The organism is Microbacterium sp. Leaf288, assembly GCF_001422925.1.
In the GTDB taxonomy this organism is placed as follows: Bacteria; Actinomycetota; Actinomycetes; order Actinomycetales; family Microbacteriaceae; genus Microbacterium.
Map to the genome: position 1 here is coordinate 898,893 of NZ_LMNI01000012.1, position 19,169 is coordinate 918,061.

A 19,169-nucleotide genomic window follows, 5' to 3' on the forward strand; every position below is an offset into this window, starting at 1 on the left:
TCAGACCTTGTATCCGTGCTGACGACGGATGAGCTTGAAGAACATGGACAGCGTCTGCAGCACCGTGACGACGCCGACGATCGGCCAGCCGATCCAGAGGACCGTGGACTGCACCATCACGGGCAGCATCATCCAGATCGCGACCATCGCGACGATGACCCCGACCGCGAGGATGAGCGGCGTCCAGTGGCCGAAGCCGCCGCCGCGCTCCGCCTTGGCCTGCATCGCCCAGTTGTCGACCTTCTTGCGCGACAGGAATCGCGTCCATGACCGCACGAAGTGGCTGCAGCGGATCCACATGTAGATCTCGGCGGGCACCAGCGTGAGGCCGAAGAGCACATCGCGCGCGTTGCGGTTGTGCATCGTGAGCGCCATGCGGGTGTTGAGCGCGATGGCGACCACCGGCGGGATGAGCCACCAGTACGAGAAGACGAACGCGCCGATCGACAGCGACGCCGCGAGCAGCGTGACGAATGCGATGCGCACGAACATGTTCATGAGCATGTCGAAGTGCTCGAGCCAGCGGACGCGCAGGTTCGGGTGGAACGGCTGCCCCTTGGTGTCGCCGCGCTGACCCGGCCACATGAGCTCGATGGCGCCGTAGGTCCACTTGACCTGCTGCGCGTCGAGCGCGCGGAGGGTCGTCATGCCGCCGACGTCGGCGCGGGCGAACGGGCTGATCTTGGTGAGGTAGCCGGCGCTCTTGATCTGCAGCGAGAGGAGCGAGTCCTCGACCTCGGAGTCCTTGACCCACGGCGTCGACTGGTGGTTCTCCTTCATCACGTCGCGCAGGGCGTGCGTCGAGAAGATCGAGAACTGGCCGCCGAGAACCGCCATGTTGCGGCCGCGGAGCAGGTTGTGCAGGTTGAACGCCGCGAACTGCGAGCGCTGGCCGGTCGTGAGGAACTTCGCGAGAGCGCCCTTGATCGGCTTGTCGTCGATCGAGTAGATCGCCGAGATGCCGCCGATGCGGGTGTCGCTGGTCGCCTCGGCCTCGAGGTATTCGACCGCCTTCGCATCCGCGACCGTGTCGCCGTCGACACCGAGCAGGTAGTCGTAGCCCTCGACCAGCGTGTAGCCGTAGTTGAGCGCGCCGACCTTCTTGTCGGGGTTCTTGCCGATGTCGTGGACGAACACCTCGGTGAACTGCTCGCCGAGCTCGGTGACGACCTCGTGCGGGCCGGCGTACCGCGACGCGAGCTTGACGGTCGCGTCGGACGTGTTGTTGACGACGACGTGGATCACGTCCGGCACGCGGGTCTGCCCGAGCAGCGACTCGATCACCTGGGCGATCGACTCCTCCTCGTTGTACGCCGGGATGACGCAGCCGATGGTCGAGCGGTGCACCGAGGTGTCGTCGAGAACGGCCTCGAAGTCGTCGGCGAATCCGTGAACGGTCGTGACATCCTCGAGTGCAGCTGCCGGCTCCGCGCGGTGCGTGCGCTGGCTGCGGGTGAGGGGGACGATCTCGGTCACGTTCGTCGCCTTTCGGATCCTCGGCCGGTGTCTCCGGCACATGAAGAGCTTCTCCCACCGACCGCAAGGCCCCTCCGAGAGACCGCGAACGCAACCGCAAGGTTTGCGCAAGGCATCCGCAAGAGAGCGTTTGCCGACTGTCGGCCCGGCGCCGAAATGCCAGGTGGCCGGGTCAATAGAATCGGCCTATGGCTACCGGGGCTGCACGATCGACCTTCGTCGTGGGCGCGCCCGACGGCCGCACCCGGTCGATCTGGCTCACGCAGCTCGTGCTCGCAGCGTCCGTGCTCATCACCGCGATCCTCGTGATGGTGCTGCAGCCCGAGATGTTCGGCCGCTGGAATTTCCTGCTCGGCACGCTCCTCGTGGTCATCCTCACGCTGGCGACCCTGTCCCTGCCGTGGTCGCGCCTGCCCCCCTGGGCCGTACTCGCGGTGCCGTTCGCGGACGCGATCGCCATCGGCCTGATGTCGAGCGGGACCGAGCTGCGCCTGGGCTACCTCTGGGCGTTCCCGGTGATGTGGGTCGCGATGCATTTCCGCACGACCGCCCTCGCCGCGATGCTCGCGATGATCGGGCTCATCCTTCTCGTCGACTCCGCGATCGCATCCAGCAATCTCGCGGCGCTGCGGGTGTTCGTCGTCCTGCTGTCGCTGACCTTCATCGGCATCACCGCCCATCTCGCCCTCCGCCGGACCCGCGCGCTGCGACACCTGCTGCGACGTCAGGCGGGCCGTCTCACCGCGACCTACACGCGCCGCGCCGATCAGGAGCGCCGCACCGGCGAGATCCTCAACGGCGTCGACACCGGCATCGCGCGCATCTCCGAGGACGGGTCCGTGCTCGCCGTCAACGACGCCTACTCACGCCTGTACGGGCTCGACCCGCTCGACCCGACGCTGCCCGCCCGCTCCGTCGAGTACACCGGGCGGCGCGGCATGCCCGTGCCGTTCTCCGAGCGACCCTTCGCACGCGCTGCACGCGGAGACACCTTCACGGATGCCTCGGTCTGGCTGTTCACCGCGGAAGGCGAGTGGCGTGCGCTCTCGGTGACCGCCAAGCGCCTCGCCGCCGGCGGAGACGAGGGATCCAGCATCCTTCTCCTCGTGCATGACGTGACGGCCCTCACCTACGCGCAGCGCGAGCGGGAGCGGTTCACCGCCATGGCGTCGCACGAGCTGAAGCACCCCCTCACCGTGATGATCGGCAATGCGGAACTCGCCCTCGAACTCGACGACCTGACCCCGCGCACCCGCGAGCGGTTCGAGTCGATCGTGGCGGCGAGCGACCGCATGCTGACGATGATTCAGAGCCTGGGCACGACCTCGAAGCGCGGCTTCACCGCCCGCGACGAGGTCGACGACATCGACCTGCGCCAGATCCTGCTCGAATCGGTCGCCTCGTTCCGCCCGACCGCGGTCTCGGGCGACATCTCGATCGACGTGCGCGCCGACGAGGCCCTTCCGATCACGGCGGACGGGTTCCGGCTGCGGCAGGTCGTCGACAACGTCGTGAGCAACGCGATCAAGTACACGCCGCGCGACGGCCGCGTGCGCATCACCGGGGCCGTCGAGGACCACCACGTCGTGCTGTCGGTCGCCGACACCGGCATCGGCATCGCCGCGGACGACCTCCCGAACATCCTGACGCCGTACTTCCGCACCGAGGAGGCCAAGAAGAAGTCCGGCGGCACCGGACTCGGACTCGGCATCAGCAACGACATCGTGCTCGCGCACGGGGGCACCCTGTCGATCGACAGCGTGCCGGGCGCGGGCACCACCATCACGATCCGCCTGCCCTTGGCGGGCGAGCTGGCCGGGGATGCGGCCGCGCGGCCGGACGCCCGGCGCGACACAGAAGGGCGAGCATGACCGACCTCATCGCCGGAGCAGGCGTGGACCTCGGCATCGCCCAGGCGGTGATCACCACCCTGGCGACGATGCTCACCATCGGCATCGCGTTCCTCGTGCGGCCCGGACTCCCGACGCTCTACTGGAGCATCGCCTTCACCCTCGCGATGCTCGCCACCTACGGCGTCGTCGCGGGCGACGTCGCCGGCATCGAGCAGCTCCGTCGCGCGTCGCTCGGCGCACTGATGGGAGCACCGGCATTCCTGTGGTCGGGCTTCCGCGCGGCGTGGGGGCTGCGTCCGCACATCTGGGCGGGAGCGGCCATGGCCGCGGTGTCGGCGTTCTCGCTGGCGATCGTCGACGACCTGGCGTGGTTCACCGTCGCGTACCGCACCATCTTCTTCGCGGCCTCCGTGTTCGCGGGCCTCTTCGTGCTCGATTGGGCGCGCGCCTCATCGCGGCGCCACGACCGCCTGCTGCTGCCGCTCGTGATCGTGTCGATCGCGTTCTTCGTCACCGGCGTCGGCACCTTGATCGCGGGCCTCGTCTACCCCCCATCGGGCGGCGACGACTTCGAGCTCGTGCGGCTGATCTCGTCGGTCGGGATGCTGGTGTACGTGGCCTGCGCTCTGGTCGCGGTGGTCGGCACCACGGCCCGCGACAGCGGGCTCGGCCGCACCGCGGCCGTCTCGACGGCGTGGCAGCAGTTCGAGCGGACCGCCGGCGACCGCCTCGCGCGGGCGCAGAAGACCTCGGAGCCGTGGTCGGTCGTCTATCTCGGGCTCGACGACGCCGCCGACATCCGCCAGACCGCGGGCGCCGCCGCGTTCGCGACCCTGTCCGAGCGACTCGAGGACGAGGTGCGCGCCGCCTTCCCGGCCGAATCCGACGTCGGATCGCCCTCGGCGGGCGCCGTCGTGGTGCTCGTGCCCCGCCCCGATGCGGTGGTGCGCGATCTGCTGCGCGCGACCCTCGAGCGCGTGACACTGCTCGACGTGCACGGCGCGCTCCCCATCCGGCCCACGGCGAGCGCCGGCTGGGCGCCGGTCTCGGTGCTCGGGTACGACCTCGACACCCTCGTGTACACCGGCCGCGAGGCCGCACGGGTCGCGAGCGGCAAGGGCGGCGACCGATGGGAGCGCGTCGGCGCCACCATCGTCAACCGCCTGATCAGTCAGTCAGAGCTACCGTGAGCGTGTCGGTCGCCGTCTGCTTGGCGTACTCGCTCGAGGTCGGCGTCGTCTGCACCAGGAAGTCGTAGCTGAACTGCAACGTCACGGAGGTCGCCTCGGCCGGCACCGGGCCGACGTTGAACGTCTGCGAGTAGCTGTACGGGTCCAGCACGAGGTAGCCGGGACTCACCGTCGCGGCGTCGACCTGCGGCTGTAGGGCGTCGAGCGCGCCCGTCGGCGTGGAGGGGATCGCCGTCATGGTCGCGCGCTGCAGGTACACCTTCTGGCCGTCGTTCGGCGTGACGGTCGTGATCAGCGAGATGCTGACGGGCTTGACCGCCTCTGCCGTCCACTTGTCCATCGACAGCGTCGACCAGTAGTCGATCGTCGCCGCGACGGCGCCGGCGGTGAGCTGGCGCTCGGTGGCACCGCCCGACAGGTCGTTGGGCACGGGGGTCGGGACGGCGCTCGACGTGGGGGTCGGCGTACTCCCGCCGGCGCCCTCCTCCCACGGCGCGGGCCCGCAGCCGGCGAGCGCCGCCATGCCCACGAGCGAGATCGTCACGACACCGGCGAACCGGTTCCACCTGCGCATAAAACCCCCGAGTCGCGCCGGAAAACGTCCGGTCAGTCTAGCGGGGCGGTGTCACTCGCGGTCGCGCCGCGCGCGCGTCTGCTCTGCCCGCTGTGCGAGCAGATCGTCGGCCGGGTAGCCCACCTCGGTGAGCGTGAGCCCGCGTGCCGCGAGCACCTTGACCTCGGGCACACGCTCCTGCGCGTCGCGGATGTCGACGACGTCGTCGACGTCGAGACGGCCCTCACCCACGGCGACGCACGCACCGACGAGGGCGCGCACCATACTGTGGCAGAACGCGTCGGCCTTGACGTTCGCGACGAGCACGCCGGCGTCGTCGCGGTGCCAGTCGAACTCGAGCAGCGTGCGGATCGTCGTCGCCTCTTCGCGCGGCTTGCAGTAGGCGGCGAAGTCGTGGAGTCCGATGAGGGCGCGAGCGGCAGCATCCATCGCCTCCGCATCGAGGGAGGCCCGCACCGAGGTGGTGCGATGGCGCTCGAGCGGGTCGTAGCCGGTCACGGTGTCGCCGATGCGGTACTCGTAGCGGCGCCAGACCGCCGAGAACCGCGCATCGAAGCCCTCGGGCGCGATGCGCGAGCCCGTGACCGCGACGTCGGAGTACGCGCCCACCACGCCCGTCATGCGGGCGGCGAGGGCGGCTGCGCGGTCCTCGGCCGTGGGGACGCCGGCGGCCGGACGCGCGTGCCTGGTGAGCATGCGCTGCTGCTGCGCCTCGTCGAGGTCGACGTGCGCGGCCTGGCCGGTGGCATGCACGCCCGCATCGGTGCGGCCGGCGACCACGAGCCGCGGATCGCCGCCGACGACGCGTGCGAGGGACGACTCGAGCGTCTCCTGCACCGTGCGAAGCCCGGGCTGACGCGCCCACCCGCGGAAGTGCGTGCCGTCGTAGGCGATGTCGAGGCGGATCCGCACGGACTCCAGCCTACCGAGGCGCCCTCACCCGACGACGAAGCGGCCCCGGGGCAGCGTCTCGCCGACCGCGGCGAGCGCCGCGCCGGCCTGGCGGAGCCGGTTCTCGCTCTCGCGGACGATCTCGCGCGCGACCACAGGATGCGCACGGACGATGTCGTCGAGCGCGGCGACCGGTACGACCACGACATCGACCTCGCTCGTGGCGAGTGCTCGCGAGATGGTCGGCGTGCGCGAGAGCGCGGTGAGGCCGACGGCGTCGCCTTCGGCCAGAATCCCCACCTGCACGAACCCCTCGTCCTCGGTCGGGATGCCGAGCACGACCGTGCCGGCGAGGATGAAGCGGGTCTCCACGGGCACGATGCCGGGCCGCAGCAGGGACTCCCCCGCGCAGTACCGCTCGAGGCGCGCGTGAGCGGCGAGCGCCTCGGCCTCACCGGGCGCGAGGCTCAGCGACGGCGCGATCTGCCGCAGGGCATCCTGAAGTCGCGCCGACGTGCGCCAGTCGTCGGTGAGGTCGCCGTCCAGGTGCAGGTCGCCGCGGCGCGCGGCGTACCAGACACGGGTCGCGAACGCATCGAGGGCGTCCGCGCGGTCGCCGGGCGTCCGAAGCGGGATCGACACCTCGTACCGCGAGCCGCCCAGGGTCACCGCCGACGGTTCGAGATCGGGCGACAGCAGCGGGATGTCGCGCGCCACCGCCACGAGCAGCTCGCGCACGCGCCCGGGCGGGTCATCGGTGCCGAACTCGACCTCGATGGTCGCGGCGTACGGCTCCGGGTTGCGCGAGAGGTTCACGAACGAGCCGCCGGCGAGTTCCGCCGTGGGGATGATCACCGTGCCGTTGCCGGTCTCGAGGTGCACGGCGCGCCAGTTCACCTCGACGATCTGCCCGCGCGTTCCGCCGGTCTCGATCCAGTCGCCGAGCTCGAACGGCGCCTCGAATACGAGGAAGAGGCCCGAGACGATCGACCCCACGGCGTTCTGCAGCGCGAGGCCGACCACGATCGAGGTGATGCCGAGCGCGGCGAACACGCCGGCGACGTCGGCGTCCCACACCCACCAGAACACCGCCGCGATGCCGAGGATGATGAAGACGAACCGGATGAGGTCGCTGAAGATCGTGGGGAAGCGGTCGCGCCACGACCCCTTCTCGGCGCGGTGGAACACGAGGTGGTTGACGGCGTTGATCGTGACGACGATCACGAGCAGCCCGAAGATCGTCCACACGACCTTCGGCCAGGTGCCCGATCCCTCCCACGCACCCGGCTGGCTGAGCAGCACCAGGATGCCGGCGACCGGCACGAGGTAGTTGCGCACCATCAGCACGATCGGCGCCGCGCGGCTTCCGCGCCGGGCGAGCGCGTTGTGGAACTCCGTCAGCCCGATGAGCGCGAGCGGGAGCCCCACCGAGACGACGACGGCGGGCCAGAACCACGGCTGCGAGACGATATCGGCCACGGATGCCTCACCCCTCGGCCACGACGACGCTCGGGGCCTGCACCTTCCACACGCGCTGGCCGCCCGACTGCGTCTCGATCTCGCCCGCAGGCAGGGTCGCGATCGAGTCGGGCAGGCGCTCGGCGACGCGCTGGGTGATGTAGATGCCGGGTTCGTCGGAGTCGCCCTGCACGCGGAACGCGAGGTTCACGGCATCGCCCCACATGTCGTACACGACCCGCGCACGACCGATGAGGCCGCTCGTCACCTTGCCGGAGTCGAGCCCCGCTCGCAGCGTCAGCGACACGCCCTGCTGCGTCGAGTACCGCTCGAGGATCGTGTCGAGCTCGAGGGCGAACTCGACCGCACGGCGCGCGTTGTCGACCCGTGGCGTGGCGAGCCCGCAGCTGGCGAGGTAGCTCTGCCGTGTGGTGCGCACGCGTTCGACGCCGTGCCGCTCAGCCGCCTCGTCGAACGCCCGGATGAGGTCGTTGAGACGCGCGACCGCGTCGTCGGACGACATCGACAGCGCGAGTGCCTCGAAGCCCACGATGTCGGCGAAGACCACCGTGACGTCGTCGCTGTCCTGCGTGATCGCGTCGTCGCCGAGCTTGTAGCGACTGGCCATGCCCTCGGGCATGAACGAGAGGATGAGGTCTTCGTTGGCCTTCTCCTGCTGGGCGATGAGGTGCGACTTCACCTGCAGACTGCGGCTCATGTCGTTGAAGGCGTTCGCGACGTCGGCGAGCTCGTCGCTCGAACCGGCGTCGACCTGCACGCCCTCGTCGCCCGCGGCGATGCGCTGGGCCGCCGTCTTGAGGCGGCGCAGAGGCCGCACGAACACCTGCGCGAGCACCAGCGACAGCACGCAGACGAAGATGATCATCGCCGCCGTCGAGAGGATGAGATTGCGCGTGAAGTCCTCGACGGGGACCATCGCCTCCTGCTCGGTCTCCTGCGCGACGATCACCCAGTCCAGACCGTCGACCTCGAGCGGCGCGTAGGCCGTGAGGCTGGCACGGCCGAGGTAGTCGCTCTCGAGCAGCGTGCCCGAATCGCCGGCCAGAGCGCGGGTCACGGCGGTGCCCGCGATCGCCTGGTTGAGCAGCGTGTTGCCGTTGTTCACGGCGAGCGCCGCCGCAGCCGGCGCAAGACCCGCGGCCACAGCATCCGTCTCGTACGTCGCCGCGTCGTCGAGCAGCGCGCGCGAGACGGATCGCATCGTGCCGTCGGAGCCCACGAGGTACGTCTCGCCCGTCGCGCCGAGGCCGTTGAGCTCCCACTCGCCGGCGACGGTCATGACGTCGTCGATGCGCTCGATCGGCAGCTCGATCGCGAGCGCGCCGAGCACCTCGCCGTCGTCGGCGATCGGCACCACGGCCCAGCCGGCCGGCGCGCCGAGACTCGGCCCGTACGACGCGAAATCGGCGAGCACGACGTCGCCGACGATGTTGCGGTCCATCGCCTCGCGGTACGCGACGGCGAGGTTCGACAGCCGGTACGGTCCGTCGAACAGGTTCGTCCCGAGGTCGACGCCCTTGTACGCGGTGTAGACGACGTTGCCCTCGGTGTCGAGCATGAGCACGTCCTCGTACTCCTGCAGCTCGGTCATCGTGCGGTAGTAGTCGTGGTACTTCGCGTGCGCCGCAGACCACGCGCTGCCGTCGCCCGCGTCGTCGGCGACGATCGCGTCCTCCCAGCTGTCGTACGGGATCACGTAGTGGTTCTGCAGGTACGTCTGGGCCGCCCCGCGCGGGGCGAACGCCGAGCCGTCGACGTCCTCGCCGGTCGCGTCCTCGAGGTCGGCGGCGAATGCGTCGCGATAGTAGGTGCTGACGGCGGCGGATGCTGCGGCATCCGCCTCCTGCGCGTTCAACTCCGCGAAGCCCTCGGTGAAGGCGCGCACCGCAGCCTTGCTGGTGTCGTTGAGCGCCGACAGCCGCACCGAGTTCTCGATGGAGCGGAACAGCTGCGACACCTCGCGCGCGCGGTTCTCGCGGATCTCGACGAGCTTCTCATACGCGATCGCGCGCAGCGCCTCGGTGCCGTTGACGTATCCGATGATGCCGACGACGATGCTCGACAGCACGCTCACCGACAGCAGCATGATGAGCAGGATCGAGTAGATCGACAGACCCGCACGCGCACGGACCCGTGGCGTGCCCACCCAGTGCGCGGGTGTCGCCACGGGCGTCTCCGGTCCGGACACGCTCTCTCCCCTCGTACGCCGCCGTTCGATCACGTGCAGCGGCGCTGGAAGCATCCCCAACACCTCGGCGCGCCGAGGTTGGGGCCAAGAGTAGCGCTCGGCCTGCTTCTGGCATAGAGCGGCCACCGCGCGCCGTGATACGCCCAGACGCGCCGCGTATGATTGCCGTTTCCCCCTCCTTCGTTCGTGAGAACCCATGACGTCGACTGCGCCCTCCCCCGCCCCGCCCGCCCGCTTCGCCGGGCTGGACGGCATGCGCGCGATCGCCGTCCTGCTCGTGGTCGTCTACCATCTGTTCCCGCCGGCGGTGCTGCCGGGCGGGTTCGTCGGAGTGGACGTCTTCTTCGTGATCAGCGGATTCCTCATCACGAGCCTGCTGCTGCGGGAGCAGCTCTCAACCGGACGCGTCGCCCTCGGCCGGTTCTGGCAGCGGCGCGCGCGGAGGCTGCTGCCCGCCCTCGCGGTGGTGGTCGTGGTCTGCTCGGCTCTCGCCTGGATCGTGGGCGGCGACGTTCTCGTCGACCTCGACGACCAGGTGCTGGGCGCGGCGACCTTCAGCTACAACTGGGTCTCGGTCGCGGGCGGCGGCGGGTACTTCGCCGCGGCGACGCCCGAACTGTTCCGCAACTTCTGGTCGCTCGCGGTCGAGGAGCAGTTCTACGTGCTCTGGCCGCTGATCTTCCCGCTGTTCCTGCTGCTGCCGCGCCCGTGGGCGCGCACCGCGGCCGCCTTCGTGCTGGCGGCCGCCTCGGCCGCCTGGATGGGCGTCGTGGTCTCGGGCGGCGGCGACGTCACGCGCGCCTACTTCGGCACCGACACGCACGCGTTCGGCCTGCTGCTCGGCGTCGGCCTCGCGTTCCTGCTGGCGCCACTGGCTGGCCTGCAGTGGGCCGAGTCGCGCGTGGCGCGGGACGTGACCGGCGCGGCCGGCGTGCTCGCCCTCGTCGGCTTGGTCGCGCTCGCGATGCTGCCGCAGAGCTCCTCCATCCTGACGTTCCCCGGCGCCCTCCTCGCCGCGAGCCTGCTCAGCGCCGTCGCGATCGTCGCGGGCGTGTGGCCCGGCTCCTGGTTCGGACGCGCGATCGACGTGCGGCCGATGCGCTGGATCGGCGACCGCTCCTACGGCATCTACCTGTGGCACTGGCCGCTGCTCGTACTCGCGGTGGCGGCGTTCGCACCCGACGCGACCGTCGCGACGGCGCCCGCCTGGATCGGCCTGGGAGTCCTCGGGGCGACGGCCGCAGCATCCGCCGTGTCGTTCCGCTTCGTCGAGACGCCCGTGCGCCGGCACGGATTCCGCGCCTCGGTGCGGCTGCTCGCGACACGCCTGCGGGGCGGTCCCGGCGCACGGCTTCGCGCCGTCGGCGTCGCGCTCAGCGGCGCGCTCGTGCTCGCCGGCGCGGGCACCGCCATCGCGGTCTCGCCCGACGAGACCAGCGCCGAAGCCGCCGTCGCGGCCGGCCGCGCCGCCCTCGAGAAGGCGCTGCGCGAGGCTCCCGCGCCGATCGCCCCCACCCCCTCGGCAACGGATGCTGCCACCGCCCCCGCTGACATCCCGGGCGACCAGATCAGCGCCGTCGGCGACTCCGTCATGCTGGCGTCGGCCGGCGGGCTCGTGGAGCGCCTGCCGGGCATCGACGTCGACGCCGAGGTCTCGCGCTCCATGTGGGCCGGACCCGAGATCGTCGACGACCTCGACGCCACCGGCCGGCTGCGGCCGTACGTCGTCGTCGCCCTGGGCACGAACGGGGCGGTCGACCCCTCGACGCTGGAGCAGCTCGCCGACACCGTGGGACCGAAGCGCAACCTCGTTCTCGTGAACGCGTACGCGCCGCGCGACTGGATCCCCGGGGTCAACGCCGAGCTCGCCGCGTTCGCCGAGGACCACCGCAACGTCATCGTCGCCGACTGGTCCGGAGCCATCGCGCCCCACGAGGATCTCCTCGCCGGCGACAGGATCCACCCCGGAGCCGCCGGCGGGCGTATCTTCGCCGACACCGTCGCGGCCGCCGTCGACGAGCTCGCCGACGAGCGCCGCGCCGACGCCGCGGACCGCGCCGACCGCCTCGCCGAGATCTTCAGCGCCGACCTCACCCCCTGAACCGGCGTCCCCTGAGCCGGCGCCCCCTCCACCCCGGCACACGACGGGCAGACGCAGCGAGGCCCGTCACCCAGGGGGTGACGGGCCTCGCGGTGCAAGGGGTGCCGGGCTGCTGCGCCCGGCGGGATCCGAATTACTCGGACTTCTCCTCGGCGGGGGCCTCGACGGCCTCCTCGGCGGCAGCCTCAGCGGCAGCGCCCTCGTCCTGCGACTCGGCGCCAGCCTCGGCGGCCTCGTCCGTGGCGGGGGTCTCCTCGGCGGGAGCCTCCTCGGCCGGAGCAGCCTTGGCGGCGGCGGCCTTCTTGGCCGACGGCTTCTTCGTCACGGGCTCGAGGACGAGCTCGATGACGGCCATGGGCGCGTTGTCGCCCTTGCGGTTGCCGACCTTCGTGATGCGGGTGTAGCCGCCCTCACGGTCCGCGACCAGCGGAGCGATCTCGGTGAACAGGACGTGCACGACTTCCTTGTCACCGATGACCGACAGCACGCGACGACGCGCGTGCAGGTCGCCGCGCTTCGCGAACGTGATGAGACGCTCGGCGAGCGGACGCAGGCGCTTGGCCTTGGTCTCGGTCGTCTTGATCGACTTGTGGGTGAACAGCGCGGCGGCCAGGTTCGCAAGCAGCAGGCGCTCGTGGGCGGGGCCGCCTCCGAGGCGGGGACCCTTGGTGGGCTTGGGCATTCTCAGTTACTCCAGGATGAAATTCGGTCAGGGGATACGGGATGCCGGGAGTCCCGGCATCCGATCACACGGTCTCGTCGTCGTAGCCGCCGTAGAAGTGCGCGCCGTCGAACCCGGGGACCGAGTCCTTCAGCGACAGGCCGAGCGAGATGAGCTTGTCGCGCACCTCGTCGACCGACTTCTGACCGAAGTTGCGGATGTTCATGAGCTGCGTCTCCGAGAGGGCGACGAGCTCCGACACGGTGTTGATGCCCTCACGCTTGAGGCAGTTGTACGAACGCACCGACAGGTCGAGGTCCTCGATGGGCATCGACAGCTCGTTCGAGAGGACGGTCTCGACCGGCGCGGGGCCGATCTCGATGCCCTCGGCCTCGACGTTGAGCTCGCGGGCCAGGCCGAAGAGCTCCGTCAGGGTGCGGCCGGCCGAAGCGACGGCGTCGCGCGGGGCGATCGAGGACTTGGTCTCGACGTCCAGCACGAGCTTGTCGAAGTCGGTGCGCTCACCGGCACGCGTCGCGTCGACGCGGTACGAGACCTTGAGGACCGGCGAGTAGATCGAGTCGATCGGGATCTGACCGGCCTCGGCGTACTCGTTGCGGTTCTGGGTCGCCGAGACGTAGCCGCGGCCGCGCTCGATGGTGAGCTCGAGCTCGAACTTGGCGGTGTCGTTCAGCGTCGCGATGACGAGCTCGGGGTTGTGCACCTCGACACCGGCCGGCGCCGAGATGTCGGCGGCGGTGACCTCACCGGCGCCGGTCTTGCGCAGGTACGCGGTGATGGGCTCGTCGCGCTCGCTGGAGACGACCAGCTGCTTGATGTTGAGGATGATCTCGGTGACATCCTCCTTGACACCGGGAATGGTGCTGAACTCGTGGAGGACGCCGTCGATACGGATCGACGTCACGGCTGCGCCGGGGATGGACGACAGGAGGCTGCGACGCAGCGCGTTGCCGATCGTGTAACCGAAGCCGGGCTCCAGCGGCTCGATGACGAAACGGCTGCGGAACTCCCCGATCTTCTCCTCGGTCAGAGTGGGACGCTGTGCGATGAGCACTATGTGTTCCTTTCGATCACGTGCCCGCTATATGACACGTGCGGTGGGTGAGGTGTTGAGTTTTGCTCGGGATGCTGCGGCCGACGCGCGGGCGAGCGGTCGCGGCATCCGTGGGAAACGTGCCGGAGCCGGGGCACCGACGAACGGTGCCCCGGCTTACGGGATGTCAGACGCGGCGGCGCTTGGGCGGACGGCAGCCGTTGTGGGCCTGCGGCGTCACGTCCTGGATCGAGCCGACCTCGAGACCGGCGGCGGTCAGCGAGCGGATCGCGGTCTCGCGGCCCGAACCCGGGCCCTTCACGAAGACGTCGACCTTCTTGACGCCGTGCTCCTGCGCCTGGCGGGCAGCGGACTCCGCGGCCATGCCGGCGGCGTACGGCGTCGACTTGCGCGAGCCCTTGAAGCCCACGCCACCCGACGACGCCCAGCTGATGACAGCGCCCGACGGGTCGGTGATCGAGACGATCGTGTTGTTGAACGTCGACTTGATGTGGGCCTGGCCCAGCGCGATGTTCTTCTTCTCCTTGCGGCGCGGCTTGCGCGCGGCGGACTTGGCCTGTGCCATTGCTCTTGCTCTCCTAAACCCTGGGGGCCGCGCCTTAGCGCGCCTTCTTCTTGCCGGCGACGGTGCGCTTCGGGCCCTTGCGGGTACGGGCGTTCGTCTTCGTGCGCTGACCGCGCACCGGGAGGCCGCGGCGGTGGCGCAGGCCCTCGTAGGAACCGATCTCGACCTTGCGGCGGATGTCGGCGGCAACCTCACGACGGAGGTCACCCTCGACCTTGTAGTTGCCTTCGATGTAGTCGCGGAGCGCGACGAGCTGGTCGTCGCTGAGGTCCTTGACGCGGATGTTCTCGTCGATCTCCGTCGCGGCGAGGATCTCGTTCGAGCGGGTACGGCCGACGCCGTAGATGTACGTGAGGGCGATCACCACGCGCTTGTCGCGCGGGATGTCAACGCCGGCAAGACGTGCCATGCGATTCTCCTGAGAGTTGGTGGAGGTGTGGAGCAGCATCGGTGCCCGGGCCCCCAGCCCGAGGTGTCCCCCGCTCGATGCGGGTTCTGACGCTGCCTGTAGTCGTATTCAGTTGTGGGGTGACGGATGCTGCGGCCCGCAGCATCCGTCCAGACCTGATGTCAGCCCTGGCGCTGCTTGTGACGCGGGTTGCTCTTGCAGATCACCATGACGCGACCGTGGCGACGGATGACCTTGCAGTGGTCGCAGATGGGCTTGACGGAGGGGTTGACCTTCATGACTTCTTCTCTTCGCTGTCTTCACCGGGCAGGCCGGAGCCTGGGGTGTTACTTCTCGACCGGTCTAGCGGTAGCGGTAGACGATGCGCCCGCGGGTGAGGTCGTAGGGCGACAGCTCCACGACGACACGGTCCTCGGGAATGATGCGGATGTAGTTCTGCCGCATCTTGCCGGAGATCGTCGCGAGGACCTTGTGGCCGTTGCTGAGCTCAACGCGGAACATCGCGTTGGGCAGCGCCTCGGACACGACGCCCTCGATCTCGATGACACCGTCTTTCTTCGCCATACGCTCGCTAACACTTGTGCAGACCGGTCGATCTGCGGTGGATGGGATTCGGTGCGGCGACACGCCAATACAGGCGCAACGCACCAAAGATCAAGCATACGTGATAGTGGATGCCTCGGCAAATGACCGCGGTGCCGTCACGGCTCGCACTCAGGAACGCCGGCGGCGCACCACGGTGATGAGCACGACCGCGGCTCCTCCGATGAGCAGCGCCCCGCCCACCGCGATGGCCCACCACGGCACCGTGGTGCCGGTGGCCGGCAGCGCGCCGCCGCCGGTCGCGAGCGCGTCGGCGGTGAGCGTGTTGGTCACGGTCACGATGACCCGGGTCTCGGCGTCTTCGACGACGAAGCTCGCCGGTGCGATCTCGACGTCGCCCCATGTGCCGTCCTCCGGGTCCGCGGGCGCGTCCTCCGTCACGCTGCAGGTCGCTCCCACGGCGATGTCGTCGACCGCGAAGGGCTCCGTCGTCGTAGCGGTCCACGAGCCGCCGGCGGCCTCGCTGCCCTCCGCCGTGCACGACCAGGTGCCGCCGAAGGAATCGTCGAAGCCGACGCCGTCCGGATCGTCGACGACTTTGACGATGTCGAACCCGCCGAGTACCGGGTCGGGGACGAACGTGTTGGTGACCACGAACGTCAGCGGCTCCTGGGCGGACGCTGCGGTGATGGTCACGGATGGCGGATCGATGACCGGGGCCGACCAGCTGCCGCCGTCGGGATCGCTGGGCGCGATCTCGGCGACGGTGCATGTCGCGCCGACAAGCGCTTCGATCGGCTCCGTCGTCTGCCCCGCCTGCAGCAACCACTCGCCGTCGCCGATCGCCTCGCCTGCGAGCGTGCACGACCAGGTGCCAGTGAACGTCGCATCCGGTGCGCCCTCGCCCTCCACCGACTTCTCGATCGTGAACGCCCCGCGCACGAGCGCATTGGTGACGGTGAAGGTGAACTGGACGGGATCGTCCGAAGCCGGCACGACGAACTGCGGAGGCGACGGATCCCAGACCGGCGTCTGCCACAGGAAGTAGGTGGGAGCGAGCACCGGACCGACGAGAACCAACGGCGCGACCGCGCGCGAGCCCACGCCGATCGACTCGTGGATGACACAGGACGCGCCGACCGGCAGCCCGTCCACCACTTCGGACTCGCCGGGTGCGACGTACCACTCCGTCACGAACTTGCCGCCGTCCTCAGGCAGCTGGCACACGACCGTGCCGTAGAACAGCACGCCTTCGGGAAGGAGGGCGGCATCCTCCGCCGAGATCTCCTTGGCGATCGTGACCGATCCCGTCACCAGCGGAACGATCGGCTCGGGGATGCAGTCGAACGGCGGGTCGATCCACGGATAGTTGTGGTGCTCGTTGCCCACGCCGTCCATGACGATCGTGCCGTTCGTGTAGAGGCGGCCGTTGGTGCTCGCGGTCACGCGCATCGCCGGCTGGTCGTCGGCAGGATCGGCCGCGGGCAGCAGGATGGAGCCGAGCACCTGCGACGGCCCGGCGACGTGCAGCGAGGCCGCGGAGACGAAGTTCCACAGAGTGCGCTGCGCCACGGTCCCGAAGTCCGCGGAGGTCGGGGCGTCGACACGGACGCCGTTGTCGCTGAAGTAGTAGGGCGCCCAGCTCGCGGCGCCGGAGCCTGTCACGTTGATCACGACGGACGCCCCGTCGGGAATCCCGGTGAAGTGGATCTCGGGATTGGCGGCGAGGGCGGCCGACGTGACCGTGAATACCTGCTGGGCGGCCGCCCCGTCACCGACGAAGTCGATCACGGTGAACGCCGCGGTCACCGTCCCGGTCGCAGCGAGCGCCGCGTACTCGGCCGACATCGTGGTGATCTCTGTGCCCCACGTCGACCAGTTCGCCGTCGCATCCGCGCCCAGGTCCTGCGTGAGCGTGCCGTTGTTGAGCCGGTAGCGCGAGCCATCGGTCTCGTAGTCGGGAGTCGTGATGCCGCCGACGTCGACGTTGCCGCCGACGAGCTCGTTCGCGGCGTTGCGTGCGTTCGCGCCGACGTCGAGCACGGTGCCGGCACCGACCGACACGTCGCCCCCGACCGCGAGCATGGTCTCGCCGGGGCTGGGCACGACACCCGAACCCACCCCGACCCAGCCGACGTTGAAGGTGCCGCCGGGCGACTTCGTGAAGTCGGCGTCGCCCTGCACCACCACCAAGCCTTCGGCCTCCGCCGCGCCGGCCTCGGCGCGGAAGTCCTGCCCCGCGTAGATCGCGACGTTGTTGTCTGTCCAGATCGGGTTCGTGTTGCCCGGTCCCGGGATCGTGCCGGGCGGGCACTCCCCCACGGCGGCGACAGCCGCCGGCGGGTCCGCGAGCGGTGCGACCGCGACCACCCCGGCACCGGCCAGCGCGCCGATGGCGACCACCGTCCCGATCCGACGCACACCTGTGTGCAGCATCCGCTCTTCTCCCACTCCCCGTGAGTGCGACTCTATTGGCCCGGGGTCGACATCGCGAGGACTCTTCGGCGGATCGATGCGACCTCGTGGTGAGCCTGGGTCGGCGGACGTCAATGGGGACGGATGCTGCAGCTGCAGCATCCGTCCCCCGGAGAGCTTCTATTCGAACAGCGTCGCGAGCGAGCCGGCGGGCGGCAGCGCCGAGTTCGCGATGACCTGGCCGTTGACCGTGATGGTCGGGGTGCCGATACCGGAGGAGCCCGGCTGGATCGGAGTCTCGGGCGTCATCGCGGTGACGAAGCCGGCGTAGGTGCCGTCATTGACGCACGAGTCGATGCCCGTGACGCCGACGCCCGAGGCGATGTCGAGGATCTCGTTGTTCGTGAGACCCTTCGAGCCTTCGGAGGGCTGGTTCTCGAACATGGACTGCAGGAACGGCAGCGACGCGTCGGCGTCGGCGACGGCGACGCAGTAGGCGGCGTTCGCGGCGCGGGTCGAGTACTGGGTGCCGCTCGACTGGCCGTCGAGGATCGAGATCGGGTGGATCTCGAGAGTCATGCTGCCGTCGTCGACCATGCTCTGGATCTCGGCGCCGTAGACCTGCTCGAACTGGTTGCAGACGGGGCACATGAAGTCGACGTAGGTGCCGAGGGTGTCCTCGCCCGTGCCGACGACGATCGCGCCGGTCTCGCTGTCGATGTTCGACGCCGACGGCGTGTTCACCTCAGTCGGCAGCGGCTTGGGCGTCGCCGCATTGTTCAGGGTGACCACGAGCACGGTGACGAGCACGAGCGCCACCACGACGCCCAGGGTCACCCAGATCGCGAACCAGTTGGTCTTGCGGGACGTCTGTGCCATGTGGAGCCTCCTAGGCGATCTCGCGCGGGGTCACGCCGAAGGGCGCAAGGCCCGCGGCGCCGCCGTCGGGTGCGGTGAGCACCCAGATTCCGTCTTCGTGAACGGCGACGCTGTGCTCCCAGTGGGAGCCGGCGGTGCCGTCGATCGTGGAGACCGTCCATCCGTCGTCCTCGACGAACGTGGCCTGGTCGCCGATCACGACCATGGGCTCGATGGCGAGCACCAGTCCGGGCCGCACCTCGGGGCCGGGGTCGGCGACGCGGTAGTTGAACACCGAGGGCGACTCGTGCATCTTGCGACCGATGCCGTGGCCGACGTACTCGCGCAGAATGCCGTACGTGCCGGCAGACCCGTCCGAAGAGCGCGGCGAGTTGGCTTCGATGTACTCCTCGATAGCCGTGCCGACCTCGCCGATGTGCTTCGCGGTCGCGAGCGCGGCGATGCCGGCCCACAGCGACCCCTCGGTCACGTCCGAAAGCTGCTGCCGCGCCGCGACGACGTCGGGGCGGCTGTCGTCCGGGAGGACGAACGTGAACGCGGAGTCCCCGTTCCAGCCCTTGTACTCGGCGCCGGCGTCCACGGACAGGATGTCGCCGGGCGCGAGCACCCGGTCGCCGGGGATGCCGTGGACGACCTCCTCGTTGACCGAGGCGCAGATGGTGTGGCGGTACCCGCGCACCATCTGGAAGTTGGACTTCGCGCCTCGGCCGGTGATGAGAGCGGATGCCGCGGCATCCAGCTCCGCCGTCGTCACGCCGGGGGCGATCAGGCTGCGGGCGGCGTCGAGCGCGGCGGCCGTGATGAGCCCGGGCTCCACCATCGCCCGCAGCTGGGCGGGCGACTTGTAGATCGAACGGCGGAGCGACACGG

The 19,169-nt window shown here is 69.9% G+C and carries 17 protein-coding genes; 3 read left to right on the forward strand and 14 right to left on the reverse strand.

Translation table 11 applies throughout. The features are described from left to right. Positions 1–1,476 (reverse strand): glycosyltransferase family 2 protein, encoded by a 1,476-nt coding sequence (locus tag ASF40_RS17555; protein ID WP_056371342.1) that lies wholly within the window; start codon positions 1,474–1,476, stop codon positions 1–3. Between the two features lie 188 nt (positions 1,477–1,664). Here ASF40_RS17555 and ASF40_RS17560 point away from each other — a divergent pair, with 188 nt between their 5' ends. Continuing rightward, complete coding sequence (locus ASF40_RS17560; protein ID WP_056371344.1) at positions 1,665–3,347, forward strand: sensor histidine kinase; 1,683 nt, start codon at positions 1,665–1,667, stop codon at positions 3,345–3,347. Beyond that, complete coding sequence (locus ASF40_RS17565) at positions 3,344–4,519, forward strand: hypothetical protein (protein ID WP_056371346.1); 1,176 nt, start codon at positions 3,344–3,346, stop codon at positions 4,517–4,519. Before ASF40_RS17560 ends, ASF40_RS17565 begins: the two co-directional genes overlap by 4 nt. On the opposite strand, the gene ASF40_RS17570 is transcribed toward ASF40_RS17565, so the two are convergent. From ASF40_RS17570 to ASF40_RS17585, 4 genes are read right to left on the reverse strand one after another with little or no spacing between them, the layout of a single operon-like run. Then, the gene (locus ASF40_RS17570) at positions 4,497–5,093 is read right to left on the reverse strand and encodes a hypothetical protein (protein ID WP_056371348.1); all 597 of its coding nucleotides are present in this window, start codon (positions 5,091–5,093) and stop codon (positions 4,497–4,499) included. The two genes, ASF40_RS17565 and ASF40_RS17570, sit on opposite strands and share 23 nt — an antisense overlap. A 51-nt stretch (positions 5,094–5,144) precedes the next feature. Next, entirely contained in the window at positions 5,145–6,005 is an 861-nt protein-coding gene (truA, locus tag ASF40_RS17575; RefSeq protein ID WP_056371350.1) for a tRNA pseudouridine(38-40) synthase TruA, read from the reverse strand. A 24-nt stretch (positions 6,006–6,029) separates the two neighbouring features. After that, positions 6,030–7,463, reverse strand: a complete 1,434-nt coding sequence (locus tag ASF40_RS17580) for a mechanosensitive ion channel domain-containing protein (protein ID WP_056371352.1) — start codon at positions 7,461–7,463, stop codon at positions 6,030–6,032. A 7-nt stretch (positions 7,464–7,470) separates the two neighbouring features. Next, the gene (locus ASF40_RS17585; RefSeq protein ID WP_056371355.1) at positions 7,471–9,651 is read right to left on the reverse strand and encodes an adenylate/guanylate cyclase domain-containing protein; all 2,181 of its coding nucleotides are present in this window, start codon (positions 9,649–9,651) and stop codon (positions 7,471–7,473) included. A gap of 196 nt (positions 9,652–9,847) precedes the next feature. Between ASF40_RS17585 and ASF40_RS17590 the strand changes: the two genes are divergently transcribed. Further along, positions 9,848–11,752, forward strand: a complete 1,905-nt coding sequence (locus ASF40_RS17590; protein ID WP_056371357.1) for an acyltransferase family protein — start codon at positions 9,848–9,850, stop codon at positions 11,750–11,752. Between the two features lie 133 nt (positions 11,753–11,885). Here ASF40_RS17590 and rplQ read toward each other — a convergent pair whose 3' ends face one another. The 9 genes from rplQ to map all read right to left on the reverse strand — a co-directional run bounded on the left by rplQ (position 11,886) and on the right by map (position 19,167). Next, positions 11,886–12,434, reverse strand: coding sequence for a 50S ribosomal protein L17 (rplQ, locus tag ASF40_RS17595; RefSeq protein WP_056371359.1), 549 nt, complete (start codon positions 12,432–12,434; stop codon positions 11,886–11,888). Positions 12,435–12,498: 64 nt separating this feature from the next. Further along, entirely contained in the window at positions 12,499–13,488 is a 990-nt protein-coding gene (locus ASF40_RS17600) for a DNA-directed RNA polymerase subunit alpha (RefSeq protein ID WP_056371361.1), read from the reverse strand. A gap of 166 nt (positions 13,489–13,654) precedes the next feature. Then, entirely contained in the window at positions 13,655–14,053 is a 399-nt protein-coding gene (gene rpsK / locus ASF40_RS17605) for a 30S ribosomal protein S11 (protein ID WP_018171470.1), read from the reverse strand. A 34-nt stretch (positions 14,054–14,087) separates the two neighbouring features. Next, on the reverse strand, positions 14,088–14,462 hold the full coding sequence (gene rpsM / locus ASF40_RS17610; protein ID WP_056371363.1) for a 30S ribosomal protein S13: 375 nt from the start codon (positions 14,460–14,462) through the stop codon (positions 14,088–14,090). 161 nt (positions 14,463–14,623) lie between these two features. Next, a complete protein-coding gene (gene rpmJ, locus ASF40_RS17615; protein WP_005050492.1) occupies positions 14,624–14,740 on the reverse strand; it encodes a 50S ribosomal protein L36 in 117 nt (38 codons plus the stop codon). Between the two features lie 64 nt (positions 14,741–14,804). Beyond that, positions 14,805–15,026 carry a translation initiation factor IF-1 gene (gene infA / locus ASF40_RS17620; RefSeq protein ID WP_018171468.1) on the reverse strand — a complete coding sequence of 74 codons (222 nt, stop codon included), beginning with the start codon at positions 15,024–15,026 and terminating at the stop codon, positions 14,805–14,807. A gap of 150 nt (positions 15,027–15,176) precedes the next feature. After that, positions 15,177–17,441 carry a choice-of-anchor A family protein gene (locus tag ASF40_RS17625; protein WP_056371365.1) on the reverse strand — a complete coding sequence of 755 codons (2,265 nt, stop codon included), beginning with the start codon at positions 17,439–17,441 and terminating at the stop codon, positions 15,177–15,179. Between the two features lie 159 nt (positions 17,442–17,600). Continuing rightward, positions 17,601–18,299, reverse strand: a complete 699-nt coding sequence (locus ASF40_RS17630; protein WP_056371368.1) for a DsbA family protein — start codon at positions 18,297–18,299, stop codon at positions 17,601–17,603. 10 nt (positions 18,300–18,309) lie between these two features. Further along, the gene (gene map / locus ASF40_RS17635) at positions 18,310–19,167 is read right to left on the reverse strand and encodes a type I methionyl aminopeptidase (protein ID WP_082497158.1); all 858 of its coding nucleotides are present in this window, start codon (positions 19,165–19,167) and stop codon (positions 18,310–18,312) included. Between the last annotated feature and the right edge of the window lie 2 nt (positions 19,168–19,169).